At 72.2% G+C, this 17,069-nt stretch carries 14 protein-coding genes; 3 read left to right on the forward strand and 11 right to left on the reverse strand.

What is annotated here, in order from left to right; translation table 11 throughout:
• Positions 1 to 12: 12 nt before the first annotated feature.
• The 5 genes from J8G10_RS17250 to J8G10_RS17270 form a co-directional block, all read right to left on the reverse strand.
• Positions 13 to 1,185, reverse strand: coding sequence for an ABC transporter ATP-binding protein (locus tag J8G10_RS17250; protein WP_251447876.1), 1,173 nt, complete (start codon positions 1,183 to 1,185; stop codon positions 13 to 15).
• Between the two features lie 40 nt (positions 1,186 to 1,225).
• Positions 1,226 to 2,344: an ABC transporter substrate-binding protein gene (locus tag J8G10_RS17255; RefSeq protein WP_251447879.1), complete on the reverse strand. Its 1,119-nt coding sequence runs from the start codon at positions 2,342 to 2,344 to the stop codon at positions 1,226 to 1,228.
• Between the two features lie 20 nt (positions 2,345 to 2,364).
• Positions 2,365 to 4,140: an iron ABC transporter permease gene (locus tag J8G10_RS17260; RefSeq protein WP_251447882.1), complete on the reverse strand. Its 1,776-nt coding sequence runs from the start codon at positions 4,138 to 4,140 to the stop codon at positions 2,365 to 2,367.
• Positions 4,141 to 4,378: 238 nt separating this feature from the next.
• Positions 4,379 to 5,428 carry a histidinol-phosphate transaminase gene (locus J8G10_RS17265; RefSeq protein ID WP_251447885.1) on the reverse strand — a complete coding sequence of 350 codons (1,050 nt, stop codon included), beginning with the start codon at positions 5,426 to 5,428 and terminating at the stop codon, positions 4,379 to 4,381.
• A gap of 94 nt (positions 5,429 to 5,522) precedes the next feature.
• A complete protein-coding gene (locus J8G10_RS17270; RefSeq protein WP_251447888.1) occupies positions 5,523 to 6,203 on the reverse strand; it encodes a FadR/GntR family transcriptional regulator in 681 nt (226 codons plus the stop codon).
• Between the two features lie 157 nt (positions 6,204 to 6,360).
• Here J8G10_RS17270 and J8G10_RS17275 point away from each other — a divergent pair, with 157 nt between their 5' ends.
• Positions 6,361 to 7,563 carry a M20 family metallopeptidase gene (locus J8G10_RS17275; protein WP_251447891.1) on the forward strand — a complete coding sequence of 401 codons (1,203 nt, stop codon included), beginning with the start codon at positions 6,361 to 6,363 and terminating at the stop codon, positions 7,561 to 7,563.
• Between the two features lie 101 nt (positions 7,564 to 7,664).
• On the opposite strand, the gene J8G10_RS17280 is transcribed toward J8G10_RS17275, so the two are convergent.
• Entirely contained in the window at positions 7,665 to 9,275 is a 1,611-nt protein-coding gene (locus tag J8G10_RS17280; protein ID WP_251447894.1) for a thiamine pyrophosphate-binding protein, read from the reverse strand.
• 143 nt (positions 9,276 to 9,418) lie between these two features.
• On the opposite strand from J8G10_RS17280, the gene J8G10_RS17285 reads away from it, so the two are divergent.
• Together J8G10_RS17285 and J8G10_RS17290 are read left to right on the forward strand one after the other, a co-directional pair.
• On the forward strand, positions 9,419 to 10,579 hold the full coding sequence (locus J8G10_RS17285) for a CdaR family transcriptional regulator (RefSeq protein ID WP_251447897.1): 1,161 nt from the start codon (positions 9,419 to 9,421) through the stop codon (positions 10,577 to 10,579).
• Between the two features lie 96 nt (positions 10,580 to 10,675).
• Positions 10,676 to 12,058 carry an aldehyde dehydrogenase family protein gene (locus J8G10_RS17290; protein ID WP_251447899.1) on the forward strand — a complete coding sequence of 461 codons (1,383 nt, stop codon included), beginning with the start codon at positions 10,676 to 10,678 and terminating at the stop codon, positions 12,056 to 12,058.
• Between the two features lie 349 nt (positions 12,059 to 12,407).
• On the opposite strand, the gene J8G10_RS17295 is transcribed toward J8G10_RS17290, so the two are convergent.
• The 5 genes from J8G10_RS17295 to J8G10_RS17315 are packed head-to-tail and all read right to left on the reverse strand — an operon-like array spanning position 12,408 to position 17,050.
• Positions 12,408 to 14,054, reverse strand: coding sequence for an FAD-dependent monooxygenase (locus J8G10_RS17295; protein WP_251447902.1), 1,647 nt, complete (start codon positions 14,052 to 14,054; stop codon positions 12,408 to 12,410).
• Entirely contained in the window at positions 14,051 to 14,713 is a 663-nt protein-coding gene (locus J8G10_RS17300; RefSeq protein ID WP_251447904.1) for a 4-carboxy-4-hydroxy-2-oxoadipate aldolase/oxaloacetate decarboxylase, read from the reverse strand. The genes J8G10_RS17295 and J8G10_RS17300 overlap by 4 nt, the downstream gene beginning before the upstream one ends.
• Positions 14,710 to 15,363 (reverse strand): RraA family protein, encoded by a 654-nt coding sequence (locus tag J8G10_RS17305; RefSeq protein ID WP_251447907.1) that lies wholly within the window; start codon positions 15,361 to 15,363, stop codon positions 14,710 to 14,712. The genes J8G10_RS17300 and J8G10_RS17305 overlap by 4 nt, the downstream gene beginning before the upstream one ends.
• On the reverse strand, positions 15,360 to 16,031 hold the full coding sequence (locus tag J8G10_RS17310; RefSeq protein WP_251447910.1) for an RraA family protein: 672 nt from the start codon (positions 16,029 to 16,031) through the stop codon (positions 15,360 to 15,362). Before J8G10_RS17310 ends, J8G10_RS17305 begins: the two co-directional genes overlap by 4 nt.
• A complete protein-coding gene (locus J8G10_RS17315) occupies positions 16,028 to 17,050 on the reverse strand; it encodes a hypothetical protein (protein ID WP_251447913.1) in 1,023 nt (340 codons plus the stop codon). The genes J8G10_RS17310 and J8G10_RS17315 overlap by 4 nt, the downstream gene beginning before the upstream one ends.
• Positions 17,051 to 17,069 lie beyond the last annotated feature (19 nt).

The following is a 17,069-nucleotide window of genomic DNA, read 5'->3' on the forward strand; positions in this document are numbered from 1 at the left end:
GGCTTCGTCCGCTCAGTGGGCGGCGACGATCGCATCGGTCATGGTGGTCAGGTAGTCGTCGTCCGCGGGCGCCGCGGCGACCCGGTGCGGGATGACGACGGCGCGGGCGGGGTTGACGGCGAAGCCGTACCCGTCGCCCGGGCGCGGCACCGCGTCGGCGGCCATCTCGCCCGTCTCGACGCGCACGCGCAGGGGCAGTCCGTCGGCGCGCACGAGGAGGTTGACGGCGCTGCCGAGATAGGTGGTGCGCTCGACGGCGGCGGCGAACCGCCCGGCGCCGGGCGCGAGGTCGGCGGCGGGCATGAGCCGGGCGTGCGCGGCCCGGAAGGCGACGTCGGCCCTCTCCCCCGCCGCAGCCTCGCCGGTCACGACCCCGGCGATGACGAGCGACGTCCCGTCGACCTCGACGTCGGCGATCCCGTCGCGCACCGCGCGGATCGTGCCGGGCAGGATGTTCTGGAAGCCCATGAAGTCGGCGACGTACGCCGAGTTGGGCCGGTCGTAGAGCTCGCTCGGCGTGCCGTCCTGCACGATGGCGCCCTCGCTCATCACGATGATCCGGTCGGAGAGCGTGATCGCCTCCTCCTGGTCGTGCGTGACGTAGACCGAGGTCGTCTCGAACTGGTTGTGCAGCGCGCGCACCTGCTGGCCCATCTGGTAGCGCAGCTTGGAGTCGAGGTTGGAGAGCGGCTCGTCGTAGAAGATGATGCCCGGCCGGGCGGCCAGAGCGCGGGCGAGAGCCACCCGCTGCTGCTGACCGCCCGACAGGGCGGTGACCGGACGCTTCTCGAAGTCCGCGAGCCCCACCGCGGAGAGCATGTCGGCGACGCGGGCGCGGCGCTCCGCCGCCCCCACCCGCGCGACCTTGAGCGGGTACGCGACGTTCTCCGCCACGCTCATGTGCGGCCAGAGCGCGTAGCTCTGGAACACCATGCCCACCTGCCGCTTGTCGGCCGGCACGAAGGTGCGCCGATCCGTGTCGACGACGATGCGATCGCCCATGCTGATGCGTCCGCCGGTGGGGCGCTCGAGACCGGCCAGGCACCGCAGCGTCGTCGTCTTGCCGCAGCCCGAGGGGCCGAGCAGGGTGACGAACTCGCCGGATCCGATCGTCAGATCCAATCCGTGCAGAGCGGTCTTGCCGCCGTAGCGCTTGGTCAGTCCGGATACCTGGACCTCAGTCATGCCGATCAGTGCTCTCTCGTGTGGGGGTCGGGGCCGAGCGCTACTTCTTGAACTGCGTGTTGATGAAGTCGAAGTAGGGCTGGTTGAAGTCCGGGTCGGGGTTGGAGAACGGCAGGCGTCCGAGCTTGCCGAGCGCCGGTGCGCCCTGCGGTCCGGGTGCGTCCGGCGTCCAGCCGTACGAGTTGTTCTTCTCGGCGAGCGCCTTCTGCCCCTCGGGCGAGTACAGCCAGTTGATGTAGAGCTGCGCGGCGTCCGCGTGCGGGGCCTTGTTCACGATGCACATGCCGGTGCGGGACATGAAGTTGCCGCCGTCGTCGAGCGGGAAGACCGCGGCGATGGGGCCGCCCTTCGCCTTCACGTCCTCGTAGAAGCCCTGGTAGACGGCGATCCCGACCGGGAACCGGCCGCTGGCGACGTCGGCGGGGACGTTCGGCTCGGACTGGGCGAACTGCACGTCCTGCTTCGCGAGCGCCTCGACGTAGGACTTGCCCCACTTGTCGGCGCTCTCGGGCACCATGAGCGACGTGAGGATGTAGCGGATGCCGCCCGGCACCGTCGGGTCGCCGACCGTGATCTTGCCCTTCCACTTCGGGTCGAGCAGGTCCTTCCAGTTCTGCGGGGCCTCGTCCTTCTTCACCATGTCGGTGTTGTAGACGAAGACGAAGTAGCGCATCGCGTAGTAGGTGAGGCGTCCGTCATAGTTCGACGGGATCTCGAAGCCGTCGGGCGCCGTCTTCACGTCGGCCGTGGTGCAGAGGTCGGGCTTGGCCGCCACCTGGGGCGACTCGCCGCCGTCGTAGATGTCGGCGATGCGGTTGCCGCTCTGCGCCTCGGTCTCGATCTTCGTGATGCTCTGCGCGTCGGGCTGATCCTGCTGCACGATCTTGATCCCGGGGAACCGGTCGGTGAAGACCTTGAACAGCGCCTTCTGCGACGAGACGCTGGGGCCGTACAGGACGAGGTCGGTCTTTCCCTCCTTGACGGCCTTGCTGTACAGGTCGTTCATGTGGCTGTTGCCCGCCGCGCTCGCGCCGGGGACCTCGATCGTCTTGCCCGGGTCGGCGGCGGCGCCGCCGGAGGAGCAGGCGGTCAGGGCGGCCAGCGCGCCGACGGCCAGGGCCGCCGTCGTGAGGCGAAGGGTAGTGCGGGAGAACGTCATCATTCTTCCTCTCGGGTGTGTCAGGGGGTGATCCGGGTGAGGGGGACTGAGGGGGCCCGGCCGGCGCGCCCCGCGCGGGCGCGCAGCAGGGCGGCCAGCTTCAGGGAGAGCGCGGCGAGCGCGAGCACGGCCATGGCCGCGACGAGGATGATCATGAACAGGGCGGCGCCCTGCGACATGTTCCCCTGGAGGAACTGCTGGAACGCGGTCAGCGAGACCGGCTGCAGGCCGGGAGGGGCGAGCAGCATCGGCACCGACAGGTTGCCGGCGATGAAGAGCGCGGACAGGAACCAGCCCGACAGGAAGCTGGGCACGACGAGCCGGAGCACGATCGTGAGCAGCACCCGCCAGGATCCAGCCCCGGAGGTGCGTCCGGCCTCCTCCAGCTCGGGCGAGAGCTGGGCGAGCGCGCCCTCCGCGATCCGGCTGGAGACCGGGATCGTGGCGACGATGAGCACGAGCGTCATGAGGAACGCCGTGCCGTAGAGGCCCCGGAACGCCGGCACGTAGAGCACCGCGAACATGTAGGCCAGCGCCAGGACGATGCCCGGCAGCGCCCAGGGGATCCACACCGAGAACGAGGTGTAGGAGCGGATGAAGCCGGTCCGGCGCGCCGTGACGTACGTGGTGAGCAGCGCGACCGCGATCGAGCCGAAGCCGCCGATCACGGCGAGCCAGGCGGTGAGGCCCAGGCTCGAGCTGAACTCGGGATCCGTCAGCATCTGCACGTAGTTGTCGAAGGTGAGCCCGGTGCTCATGACACCGAAGATCGGCTGCAGGCTGCCCAGGATCATCGCGAACAGCGGCAGGATCAGGTTCAGCAGCAGGAAGACGACGATGAGGGCGGAGAGCACCCAGCGCACCGGGCCGAGCTCCTGCGGCTCGCGCCGCGAGGTCTTGCCGGTGAGGGTCGTGAAGCTGCGCCCCCGCAGGATCCAGCGCTGGGCGAGGAACAGCAGCAGGACGAGCACGATGAGCACGAGCGAGAGCGCGAAGGCCTTCGTGTACTCCGCGGGCGCCTGATCGCGCACGTAGTGGAAGATCTGCGTCGAGAACACGAAGATGTTCGCCTGGCGCCCGATGAGCTGCGGGCTGTCGAAGGACTGGAACACGAGGACGGCGATGAGGATCGCGGCACCGGTGATCGCGGGCCCGACGGAGGGGATCGTGATCGTGAAGAAGGTGCGCACCGCACCGGCTCCGCTGATCGCGGCGGCCTCGTCGAGCGACTGGTCCCGGTTCTTGAACGCGCCGAGCATGAGCAGGTAGGCGAACGGCATGTAGCCCAGCGACATGAGCAGGAACAGGCCGCCCCAGCTCTGGATGTTCATGATCGGCCCGTGCATGCCGAGCATGCGCCCGAACTGGTTCAGCAGCCCGTTCTGCGGGTTGCCGAGCATGATCCAGCCGAGGGTGTGGAACAGCGGCGGCACGAACAGGTTCACCGCCATGAGCGGGGTGAGCAGGCGGCGGCCCGGGACGTTGGTGTTCGCCGCGATCCAGGCGAACAGGCCGCCGCCGGCGACCGAGATCGTGCCGCACACGATCACGAGCAGCAGCGAGTTGCCCATCGTCTTCCAGGTCTCGGGATCCTGGAACGCGGCGACGAGCCCGTCGATCGTGAAGGGCAGGTCGTCCGACGGGAGGCCGTCGCGGAAGGCGCCGATCGCGATCATCGAGACCGGGTAGACGAACACGAGCGTCAGGGCGGCGAGGAACACGGTCCAGCCGAACCCGCCGGTCAGCGAGCGCCGGATCGATGCTCGCCGGTCGCGTTCGAAGTCGCTTGCCGTCACTGCCCTCTTCTTCCGTTCGCGAGAGCGGATCCGAAACCTCCGGTCACCCGGGTCCAGACCGCTCCGTCTGTCGTGTTGTCAGCGTAGGAAGCCGCTGCGCGAGCCTCATCGGGCCCGGCTCCGAAGTCCTTCCCGGGCGATCCGACACGGTGTCGGAACCCGGTCCGCCGAGGGTGCGATCGTGTCGGTCGGCGATCCCCGGCGCGCGATCGCGACGCGCCGGGGATCGTTCTGAGACTCAGAGCAGGGCGGCCAGGACGGCGTCGTTCTCGGCGGGCAGGCCCACCGTGACGCGGGCGCCGCCCGCGTTCGGGAACGGCCGGGCGAGCACGCCCTGTGCGGCGAACCGGGCCATGAGGTCGCCCGCGTCGCCGGTGAGGAAGAGGAAGTTGGACTGGCTCGGGAGGACCTCCACGCCGGCCTCGTCCAGCGCCCGCACGATGCGCGCGCGCTCCGCGACGATCGTGGCGACCCGCTCCGCGGCGATCTCGACGCCCTCCGGGCTGAAGGCGGCGATGAGCGCGGCCTCGGCGATCCCGTTCAGCGCGAAGCCGACCGAGGTGCGCCGCAGCGCCTCCGCGATCCGCTCGGAGGCCGCCGCGTACCCGGCCCTGATGCCCGCGAGACCGTGCGACTTCGAGAGCGTGCGCAGGATCACGAGGTTCTCGAACTCGTCCAGCAGCGGCAGGGTCGCCTCGACGGGCTCGTCGGTGACGAACTCCCGGTACGCCTCGTCGAGCACGACGATCACGTTCTCCGGAACCTCCCGCAGGAACGCCCGCAGGCCGTCGACGGGGATGAGCCCGCCGGTGGGGTTGTTCGGGTTGCAGAGGTAGACGATGCGGGTCTCGGGACGGATCGCGGCGGCCATCGCCGCGAGGTCCATCGCCCCGTCGGCGGCCAGGCCCACCGCGGAGGCGTCGGCGCCGGCGAGTGACAGGGCCGCCTTGTACGCCTCGAACGACGGGGCGGGATAGACGCCGTGCACCCCCGGCTCGCAGACGAGCCGGGCGAGACCGTGCAGGAGCGACCCGGAGCCGTTGTCCACGGCCACCCGGGCGGCGTCGACGCCGAGCGCCCCGGCGATCGCGGCACGCGCGGCGGCGCGGTGGTAGTCGGGGTAGCGGTGCGACGTCTCGACCGCCGCGGACATGGCCGCCACGATCGGGGCCGACGGCGTCCAGGGCATCTCGTTCTGGGAGAGCCGGATCGGCGGCGGGGTCGCCCCGGCGGGACGGTTCGGGGTCTGCAGCATCTCGTCGACGACGCCTCGGAACTCGAGCGGCATGCGTCCTCCTCGGGCCAGGAACTAATTCTTAATAATGAATATGAACATTATTGAAGACGCGCCGTCCTGTCAACCCGCCGGGGTGCTCGGATCCTCAGGAGAGCAGGGTCGCGACCGAGGAATGGCGGTGCCGCTCGGCCGCGGAGCGCGCCAGGGCGTGGTCGCGGCGGCCGACGGCCTCCGCGAAGTCCAGGTGGGTGCGCAGCCGCTCGGACGTGCTGGGCGCCGTGGCCCCCTCGAGCTGCTCGGCGATGATGTAGTCGACGAGATTCGTGTAGAGGCTGCGCAGCAGCTCGTTCGGAGTGATCTCGGCGATCCGCGCGTGCAGCGCCCAGATCGCCGACGGGCCCGCCTCGGTGCCCCACACGGACTCGAGTCGCTCGGCCAGCGTCGCGATCTCGGCGACGTCGTCGTCGCTCGCGTGCTCGATCGCGTCGTGCAGCACGAGTCCGTCCAGCGCGTCCAGCACGCGGAGGCAGTCGCTCGCGGTCGCCTTGCCCTCCCGCAGCTGCAGCAGCTGGTCGCTGAGCTGCATGAACGGCGAACGCGAGGCGACGAAGATGCCGCCGCCGGGGCCGGGCTTCGCATCCACGACGCCGCGCGAGCGCAGCAGCTGGATCGCCTCGCCGAGGGTCGCGGGCGCCACCCCGAACCGGGTGGCGAGCTCCTGCCGCCTCCCGATGAAATGCCCCGCCTTCCAGCCGCCCGAGACGATCTCGTCCTCGAGCGACTTCGCCACCTGCACGGCGACGGCGGCGTTGGTGATCTGCGTCATGACTTCCCCCGGTGGTCCCTGCGGTGACCCCGAGCCGGCCACGCGTGAGTACAGAGTATGAGGTGACCCGCCTCGGTGCACCCTCTATTGGATATATTCATCATATCCAATCGGCATCGGCGGCCACGGATCGTCGATCTGGGACGAAGGAGCCCTCATGACGGACCCCGCCGCGCTCCGCACGGACGCGAGTGCGCTCCTGCCCGAGCTCGTCGCCCTGCGTCGCACGCTGCACGCGCATCCCGAGGCGGGTTTCGCCCTCCCCCGGACGCAGCGCGCCGTGCTCGACGCCCTCGACGGGATCGGTCTGGAGGTGACCGCAGGCCCTGAGGACTTCTCCTCGATCACGGCCGTGGTGCGCGGCTCCCGCCCCGGCCCCGCCGTGCTGCTGCGCGCCGACATGGACGCTCTCCGCGTCGCGGAGCGCACCGGGCTCCCCTACGCCTCGACGGTCGACGGGGTCATGCACGCCTGCGGCCACGACCTGCACACCGCGGGGCTCGTCGGCGCCGCCCGGCTGCTGGCCGCGCGGCGGGAGCAGCTGGCGGGGTCGGTCGTGCTCATGTTCGAGCCGGGCGAGGAGGCCGGCGGCGGAGCCCTGCGGATGATCCGCGAGGGGGTCCTGGATGCGGCGGGTCCGCGCATCGAGGCCGCCTACGGCGTGCACGTGCTCCCGGGAGCACCCGGAGTGTTCTCGACCCGCGGCGGGACGATCATGGCGGGCGCCTGTGCGCTCGAGATCGTCGTCGAGGGCCGCGGCGGGCACGGGTCCCGTCCGCAGCAGGCCGTCGATCCGGTGCCCGCGGTCGCGCAGATCGTCCTCGCCCTGCACGCGTTCGCGACCCGGCGGTTCCCCGTCTCGGATCCGATCGTCCTGTCCGTGACCAAGCTCTCCGGGAGCGAGATCATCAACGCGATCCCGGACACCGCTTCGCTCGGCGCCACCATCCGCATCCTCTCCGAGCGCAGCCGGCGGGTGCTGGAGGCGGAGCTCCCGGCTCTCGCGCAGGGGATCGCGGCCGCGCACGGCTGCCGCGCCGAGGTCTCGTTCCGCACCGTCTACCCGGTCACCGTCAATGACGAGACCTGCGCCGAGCGGGCGCTCGCGACGATCGGCGGGCTGCTCGGCGCAGATCGTGCGATCACCGCCGCCGAGCCCTCGATGGCCTCCGAGGACTTCTCCGCCGTACTCGCCGAGGTGCCGGGGGCGTTCCTCTTCCTCGGCGCGACGCCCGAGGGGGTCGACCCGGACGAGGCGGAGATGAACCACTCCCCTCGCGCGGTGTTCGACGACGGGATCCTCGCAGACCAGGCCGCGGCGCTCGCCGCACTCGCCCTCGCGCACGTCGGTCCCCGATGAGCCCCGCCGGATCGCCGCGGCGCCCTGCCGGACACGGGTTCGGGGGCCGCGACGCCCGGGCCGGATCCCTCCGCCGCCGGCCGCCACGACCCCCGCGCGGATCAGTGCTTCTCGTGGATGAGCGACCAGGGCGAGGGGAACACGTCCACCCGCACCCGGACGATCGCCGGACGCCGGGCCGCGATCGCGGCCTCGATCGCGGTGCGCACGCCATCGGCGTCCTCGACGTCCACGAAGTCGATCCCGAACGCCTGCGCGAGAAGCGCGAAGTCGGGGTTGACCAGGTCGGAGCCGATGAAGCGCCCGCCGTAGGTGTCGCGCTGGATGCGCCAGACGTTCCCGAAGCGTCCGTCCTCGAACAGCACGGTGACGAGCGGGATCCCGTAGCGCTTGGCGGTCGCGAACTCCTGCAGCGACCAGCCGATCCCGCCGTCGCCGGTGACCGCGACGACGGGGCGTCCGCCCGCGCCCACCGCGGCGCCGAGGGCCGTGGGCATCGCGTAGCCGAGCGTGCCCTGGTAGCCGGGCCACACGTACGAGTGCGGGGCCTGCACGGGGAAGCCGTAGGTGGAGACGTAGCCGATCTGGGTGAGCTCGTTGACGTAGACGCCGTCCTCGGGCAGCGCGGCGCGGATCGCGTCGACGAAGGCCATCTGCGGCGCGACGCGCTCGCGGATCCGCTCCTCGCACTCGGCGCGGAGCCGGCGCAGCTCGTCTCCCCAGCCCGCACGCGCGGGGACCTCGGCGACGAGCGCCTCGAGCACCGCGGTCGCGTCGGCCTGGATCGCGAGGTCGGGCCGCCGCGGGGATCCGAGATCCGCGGCCTCGACGTTCACGAGCGCGATCTTCGCGTCGCCGACGTTCAGCTGCTGACCGAACGGGGTGAGGAAGCGGCTGCCGAACGAGATCACGAGGTCGGCGGTCGCGCGCAGCTCCCAGAGGGCGAACGCGGGGAGCGCATGCGGATCGCGCGCGTCGATCGCCCCGCGGCCGTTCTCGCTCATGACGACCGGGGCGTCCAGCTTCTCGGCGAGGGCCGCGATGAGCGCGAACGCGCGCTCCCCGCGCACGCCGCCGCCGACATGCAGGACGGGACGCTCGCTCTCCCCGAGCAGGCGCAGGAGCTCCGCCACGTCCTCGGCCGGCGCGACCGGGGCCGGCACCGCGAACGGGTCGCCGACCTCGACGTCGATCTCGGCGTGCAGCAGGTCCGGCCCCAGCTCCAGCGCGACGGGGCGCGGGCGGCCGGTGCGCATCTGGCGGAAGCCCTCGTGCACCAATTCGGGGATCTCCTCCGCCCGGGTGGGACGCACCGACCACTTCGTCAGCCCCTGGACGGTCTCGCTCTGCCGCGGGATCTCGTGCAGGGCGCCGAGGCCGCCGCCCACGAGGCGCGAGGGGATCGTGCCGGCCAGGAGCATCACCTGCGAGGAGCAGGCGTAGGCGGTCGCCATGCCCGCTCCCGCGTTGAGCACGCCGGGGCCGGGAACCACCATCGCAACCCCGGGCTTCCCGGAGGCCCGGTGGTAGCCGTCCGCCATGTACGTCGTGCTCTGCTCGTGCCGGGGGACCAGCAGGTCGATCTCGTCCTGCTTGCGGTACATCCCGTCGGTGAGCCCGTCCAGCTGCACGCCGGGGATCCCGAAGACCGTCTCGACGCCCTCGCTGAGCAGGGCCAGGGTGAGCGCGTCGCCGCCTGTCATCTTTGCCATCGCATCGCCTCTCAAGAAATGAATATAATGAATATAGATCTATTTCCCGGATCTCTGCAACGCGGCCGCCCGTCAGCCGCCTCCGCAGAGGCTCGCGACAGCTCCCGGCGGACCCCGGGGAGCAGCAGGAAGGGAGGCGGGCGATGACGCTCGAAGCGCAGGTGCAGGCCTATGCGGACCGGCTCGGACGACCCATCATCGTGTTCGACGCCGAGTTCACGGTCATCGCGTTCAGCGTGCACGACGGCGACGTCGACCATGCACGGCTGGCGATCATCCTCGCCCACCGCGGATCCTCCCGCGCGCGGGAGTCGATCAGGGAGTTCCGCGTCGGCCAGGCCGACGGCCCGGTGCTGATCCCGGCGATCGAGGGCGGACAGACGCGGCTCGTCGCACCCCTCCGGCACGACGGCCACCTCGTCGGCTACGTCTCGTCGACGATCCCGGAGGGGCACGAGCCCGTGGCCGACGACGACGTGCTGCGCACCGGGCGCGAGCAGCTCGGCGTCGTGCTCGCCGCGATGGCGCTCGGCAGCAGACAGGACGAGGACCGGGCGCTGCGGCTGCTCTCCGCGCTGTTCGGCGGCGGCGCGGAGCAGCGCGCGCGGGCCGCGGACGAGCTGCTCACGAGCGGCCTGCTCTCCCCCGCGCCGCACTACACCGCGATCTCGCTCGCCGTCGCCCCCGGCGCGGCGGCGAGCGCGGCGACCCTGCGCCTCCTGCTCGACAGGGCCGTCGCGAGCATCCCGGTGTTCCCGACGCTCAAGGCGGTCGGCGCCGTGATCGACGGGGAGGCCGTGATCGCCGTCCCCTACGAGATCGACGCCGACCGCCTCACCGCCCTCCTCGCGCAGCCGGCGTTCTCCGCGCTGCGCGCCGGGATCGGCGGCGCGCACGCCCCGCTCGCCTCGGCCGTCCGCTCCCTCCGGGAGGCGCGGATCGCGCAGCGCGCGGCGGTGGTCGACGGCGAGCGCGGCAGCGTCGCACACTGGGCCGAGCTGGGCCTGGACCGGGTGCTGCTGCAGCTGCCGCTCGCCGAGCTCGCGCTGACCGATCTCCCGGAGGCCGTGCAGCGCCTGCTCGACGCGCAGTCCGGCCCCGACCTCGCGCACACGCTCGAGGCGTATCTGGACTGCGGCTGCGATGCGCAGCGCACGGCGCAGGAGCTCCACGTGCACCGGAGCACGCTCTACTACCGGCTCGACCGGATCCGCGCGATCGCCGACGTCGACCTCGCCGACGGCGGCGTGCGCCGCGAGCTGCACACGGCGCTGCGCGTCGCGACGCTCGCCGGCCTGCGCTGATCCGCAGACAGCGATCGGACCATTGACTATATTGATTAGTGATTATTGCGGCCGTCCTCCGATCGCCGCGACCCCGCCGCACGCAAGGGAGCTGCCATGAACGCACTGCTGACCTCGGTCTCCGACCCCGACGGCCGCCCGATCCTCGACGCCGCCACCCGCGCGGAGGTCGGGCGGGCACCCATCCGCACCGTCGCGGACCTGGATCGAGCCATCGACGCCGCACGGTCCGCCCAGCCCGGCTGGGCCGCGCTCGGCCACGCCGAGCGCTCCCGCCTGCTGCACCTCGTCGCCGACGACCTCGACGCGCACGCCGACGAGCTCGGCGATATCGTCACCGCAGAGCAGGGCAAGATCGACGGCGCCGGAGAGGTGCACGGCGCCGCGCACTGGCTCCGCGCCGCCGCCGACACGGTCCTGGAGCCGCAGGTGCTGCGCGAGGAGGGGGCCTCCCGCACCGAGCTGCACTACGTCCCCCTCGGCGTCGTGGCGTCGATCGGCCCCTGGAACTTCCCCGTGATGATCTCGGTCTGGCACATCGCGCCGGCGCTGCGCATGGGCAACACGGTGGTCATGAAGCCCTCGGAGAACACCCCGCTGAGCGTGCTCGCCCTCGCCGAGATCTTCCGCCGCCACCTGCCCTCCGACGTCGTGACGGCCGTCTCCGGCGACCGCGAGGTGGGGGCGGCGCTGGCCGCGCACCCCGACGTCGCGAAGATCGTCTTCACCGGATCCACTCCGACCGGCCGGAGGATCGTCGAGAGCTCGGCGCACAACCTCGCCCGGCTCACGCTCGAGCTCGGCGGCAACGACGCCGGGATCGTGCTGCCCGGCACGGACGTGCAGGCGGTCGCCGACCGCCTGTTCTGGGGCGCCTTCATGAACACCGGGCAGGTGTGCGCCGCCCTCAAGCGCCTCTACGTGCACGACTCCGTCTACGACGAGGTGGTCGCCGCGCTCGCCGAGCGCGCCGAGGCCGCGCCGATGGGCTCCGGGCACGACAAGGGCAACCGGCTCGGGCCGGTGCAGAACCCCGCCCAGTTCGACATCGTCTCGCGCCTCGTCGACGACGCCCGCGAGCGCGGGGGCAGGATCGTCACGGGCGGGGAGCCGGCCGCCGACCTCGGGCCGCTCTTCTACCGCGCCACGATCGTCGCCGACGTCGAGGACGGTGCGGCGATCGTCGACGAGGAGCAGTTCGGCCCGGTGCTGCCCGTCGTGCGCTACACCGACGTCGACGACGCCGTGCGCCGCGCGAACGGCACGGAGCAGGGCCTCGGCGCCTCGGTGTGGGGCCCGGACGCCGACGCGGCCGCCGAGGTCGCCCAGCGCCTCGACGCCGGCACGGTGTGGATCAACCAGCACGGCGGCGTGGATCCGTCCATCCCCTTCGGCGGCACGAAGGCCTCCGGCTACGGCCTGGAGTTCGGCGTCGAGGGGCTCAAGGCGATGGCGGCGACGAAGGTCATCCGCCGCTGAGCGGCGGCGCCGGCCGGGGCGACCGCGTTTCGTCTCGCTCCGGCTGCGCCGGGGCTCGCTCAACGACCCCGAGTCTCCCTCCCGGGGGCTCACTCACCGACCCCGAGTCCCCCTCCCCGGGGCTCGCTCAACGACCCCGAGTCTCCCTCCCCGGGGCTCACTCACCGACCCCGAGTCCCCCTCCCCGGGGCTCGCTCAACGACCCCGAGTCTCCCTCCCCGGGGCTCACTCACCGACCGCGAGTCCCCCTTCCCGGGGCTCGCTCAACGACCCCGAGTCTCCCTCCCGGGGTCGTTGAGCGAGGACGCCGCAGGCGACCGAGACGAAACGCGGCGACCGCCGGTCTGCTTCAGCTCGCCCCGCGCAGCAGCTCCCAGAGCGCGGCGGCCTCCGGAGCGGTCGGGGCCGCGCCCCGCCAGACCACGGTCTGGTCCTGCCGGACGAGGGTGATCGGCTGGTCGTACTCGGCCGGCAGTCCTTCCGCGACCTCGACGACGGAGAACGGGATCCCGCGCAGCTCGGCGGCCGCGGCGAGAACCGCGGCCGGCGCACCGGGCGCGCACACCGCGGTGTAGCCCGCCGAGAGCAGGTCGTAGAGCGAGGTCCCGTCGGCGAGCCGGAAGTGCGGTGCCCGGCAGCCGGGCACCGTGGAGGGCGTGTAGGAGCCCATCGTGTACCCGGGCGCCTCTGCGCCGTCGTAGCGGATGATCGGCGAGGCGTCGTAGCTGTAGCCGTAGTTGAGACCCGCCGCGGCGAACTGCGGCTCGTTGAGGTCGTGCACCGCGGCGCCGAACACGCGGCGCGCCTCGTCGCCGGCGGGGCCCTCGTCCTCGAGCGCCGCGGGCAGCCCGGGCTTGGCGAGCTTCTGCTGGTGGCTCATCGCGAAGTGCGAGACCTGCTCGGTGATCGGGCGCCGCTCGGACTGGTACGCGTCCAGGATCCGCTCGTCCGCCCAGCCGGCGATCGTCGCGCCCAGCAGCCAGGTGAGGTTCAGCACGTCGGCGATGCCCGCGTTCATGCCGAACCCGGCGAACGGCACCCAGAGATGGCAGGCGTCGCCCGCGATGAACACCCGGCCGTCGCGGAAGCGGTCGGCGAGGAGGCGTCGCGCGACCCAGTCCTCCTTCGAGACGACCTCATAGGAGAAGTCCTCGTCGACGCCGAGGATCGCACGGATCGCGGCATCGCGGTCGACGGATCCGGGATCCTCCGCCTCCTCGGGCGAGAGGTAGGTGTGCACGAGGAACGTCCCGGTGCCGTCGATCGAGTAGACGTGCCCCACGCGGCGCGGATTGAACGTGTAGTAGCCCCAGGCGCGGGGCTCGTCGGCCGACATGAGGCCGTAGAGATGCGGGGCGCGGATGCACGTCGACTGCACGTGCTGCAGAACCGGATCGCCGCTGAGCTTCGCCCCGATCTGCTTGCGCACCGCCGAGCGGCCGCCGTCCGCGCCGATGAGGTAGCGGGCGCGCACGGTGCGCGCGTTCTCGCCGTCGAGGTCGCTGATCGTCGCCGTGACGCCGTCGGCGTCCTGCGCGAAGGAGTGGAAACGGGTGCGGTTGAGCAGCGTCACGCCGGGCGCCTCCGCCGCGTGCCGGGCGAGGATCGGCTCCAGGAAGGTCTGGTTGATGCGGTGCGGCGGCTCGGGCGTCGCCCAGGAGGTGTCCGGTCCGTCCGTCGCGGTGTACCGTTCGCCGCTCGCCGGGATCGGGATCCGGGACAGCTCGCGCCCCGTGAGGGAGGTGCGGAACGCCACGTCCTGCGGGTGGTCGGCGGGCAGGCCCGCCGCGCGCACCTCGGCCGCGATCCCGAGCCGGCGCAGGCTCTCCATCGTGCGGGACGCGACGTGGTTGCACTTCACGTTCGGCGGTTCGAGGAAGTCGCGCGTCTCGACGACGATCGCCGAGACCCCGCGGGAGGACAGGTCCAGCGCGGCGAGCAGGCCGACCGGGCCCGCTCCGATGATGAGGACGTCGGCGTCCGGCGTGCCGGTCATCGTGCTCCGTTCGGGTCGGCCGCCGGACGGATCGGATCCCCGAGGCGGCGGAAGTCGTAGAGGTCGAGGGTGAGCTCCCCCGCGCGCAGGCGGGCCATGTACGCGTCCTCCTTCGCGGCGCGCGCACGGGCCGCGTCGAGGACGCGGTCGACGTCGCCGGAGGGCAGGATCGCGACGCCGTCGCGATCCGCGACCACCAGGTCGCCCGCGTTCACGACCCGGCCGCGCAGCGTGATCGGGATCCCGATCGTGCCGGGCCAGTGCTTGATCGTGCCGCGGATGGAGATCGAGGTGCTGAACGCCGCGAAGCCGAGCTCGCGCAGCTGCGCGGTGTCGCGCACGCCGCCGTCGATCACGAGGCCCGCGATGCCGCGCGCCTGCGCCGCGACCGCCATGACCTCGCCCCAGTAGCCGAAGGGCGCTGCCCCGCCGTCGACGACGAGCACGTCGCCGGGGCCCGCCGCCTCCAGGCCGTGGTGCAGGGCGAGGTTGTCCCCCGCCTGCGCCGACACCGGCACCGCGCGGCCGACGATCTCCGCGCCGTCCCAGGCCGGGCGGAACGCCGCGTCGAGGAAGCAGTCCTGCCCGGAGGCCTCGTACAGGGTCGCGCTGCCGAGTCGCAGCAGCTCGGCGGCGTCGACCGGATCCGCGCCGCTCACGCCTCGGCCCGCTGCAGGTCGTGGTAGCCGTAGCGCGCGCGGGCCTCGGCGATCGACGCGCCGCCGAGCGCGGCGGCGAGGATCGACTCCTCGCGGGCGTGGATCGTCTCCGCGACCTCGAGCACCTCGGCCTCGCAGTCCTGCGGGATCGCGACGACCCCGTCCGAGTCGCCGAGCAGGATGTCGCCCGGGCGCACCGTGACGCCGCCGATCGTGACGGGCCCCTGCTCCTCGGCGACCTCCACCCGGTCCTTGCCGGTGCGCATGAAGCGTCCGCGGCTGTAGATCGGATAGCCGATCGACAGCGCGCGGTGCGTGTCGCGGCACACGCCCTCGATCACGGTGCCGGCGATGCCCCGATGGTGCGCGACGGCGGTGAGGATGTCCCCCCACACCGTGCAGTCCACACGGGCGTCGTTGTCGAGCACGACCACCTGGCCCGGCTCGACCTGGTCGATGAAGTCCCCGACCGTGCCGGCCGGCACCTGGGCGCTCACGTAGCGGACGGTGAAGGCGCGCCCGACCATGCGCTGGCCGTCGGCGAGCGGCGCGAGGCCGAGCAGGCTTCCGGGGCGGCGCAGCTTGTCGAGGGCGTCCGAGACGGTGGCGGTGCCGAGCTCCCGGAAGCGCTCGATGAGGGGATCCGTCATGGCTTCTGCTCCTCTGCGGTGACGGTGGGGAACTGGGAGTCGTGCATGACCTCGCTCACGTCCCGGCCCGCGCGCACGGCCTCCGCCATGCGCTCCTCCCGGTCGGCGATGCGGCGGGCGAGGCCGACCACGCGCTCGGCCTGATCGGCGGCGACGAACACGACCCCGTTGACGTCGGCGATCACGTAGTCGTACGAGGCGACGGACACGCCCGCGACCTGGATCCGCTCGTCTGCGGCCTGCTGCACGATGCGGCCGCGCGCGCTCACGGGCACGGCCGCGCGGGCGTACAGCGGCAGTCCGAGCGCGGCGCTCTCCTGCACGTCGCGGCAGGCGCCGTCGACGATCACGCCGGCCACGCCGCGGCGCACGGCGGCCTCGGCGAGCAGGCCGCCCCAGCACGACACGTCGGTGCGGCCGTGGTTGTCGATCACGACGACGTCGTCGGGCTCGGCGACGGCGACGAGCGGCGTCGCGATGTGCGTCGCGGGGCCTGCCGCCGCCTTGGGCGCCGCCGTGACCGTGCGCACGCGGCCCGCGGTCACGCCGGCCGACGGCCAGCGCGGCGCGAGGGCCGTGACGGCGCCCGGCAGGCCGAGCGTGTCCAGCGCGTCCGACACCGCGCAGCTGTCCAGCTCCCGCAGCGCCGCGACGATGGGATCGGTCATCGGGCGGTCCGCTCCCAGGTGAGGAAGCCCATCGCGTTGCCGGTGCCGGCCTCGGTGCGGTAGCACGGCTCGTAGTCGACGTTCGTGACGCTGAGGCCGACCTCGTCGGCGATGCCGGCGACCGCGATCCAGTTGCGCAGCTCGGAGGCGCCCGACATCATCTCGCCGGCGGGGACCGACGAGAGGTACTCGGCGTCGTGGTCCTTCATGGCCTGGATGAACTCGGAGTCGAGCTTCTCGTCGATGACGAAGTGGCTGAGGCCGCCGGAGGCGACGACGCCGACGCGCAGGTCGCCGGGGAAGGACTGGATCGCCCGGCCGACCGCGCGCCCGAAGTCGTAGCAGCGCTTGGCGCTCGGCGGATTCGGCTCCCAGAACGTGTTGATGAAGATCGGCACCATCGGGATCGTCGACTCCTGGCCGAGGAAGCGCTGGTAGATGAAGCCGAAGCCGTGCGGGATCGTGTGGTTCTCGTAGCGCCCGGCGGGGATGATCTCCGTCGCGCCGGTGTCGAAGTCGTCCGCCTGGGTCGACTGGATGATGTGCTTGCCGAGCGCGCGGTGCGTCGGGCGCATGACCGTGCGGTCGGGCACGTCGCCCATCGCGGCCTCGGCGAGGCCGGGCGCCATCTCGTCCAGCTGCGCCTGCGTGTACGGGACGTGCGCGACCTCGTCGCCCCAGAACACCGAGAACGGCGCGAGCCACTCGTCGCCGTAGGTCTCCTTGTGGTCGCTCGAGATGATGACGAGCACGTCCACGTCCTGGTCCGCGATGAAGCGCGAGAGCGAGTCCATCGACGCCTGGCAGCTGTCCCAGCGGCGCTGCATCACGTCGTGGGTGATCTCGGCGGAGAAGTCCTCGCGGAGGGCCTTGAGCTCCTCGAAGGAGTACGTGCCGCCGCGGAACTTCAGCCCCTTGCTGCGGCGGTCGGCGACGCCGCGCGTCTCCCAGGCCTCGGGCGGTGCGGCCTTGAGCTGCGGGCCGTGCGAGGTGCCGAATCCGGCGACGATCTCGGTCATGGTGGATCCTTTCTCGGAG

Source organism: Microbacterium sp. USTB-Y, assembly GCF_023703415.1.
Lineage (GTDB): Bacteria > Actinomycetota > Actinomycetes > Actinomycetales > Microbacteriaceae > Microbacterium.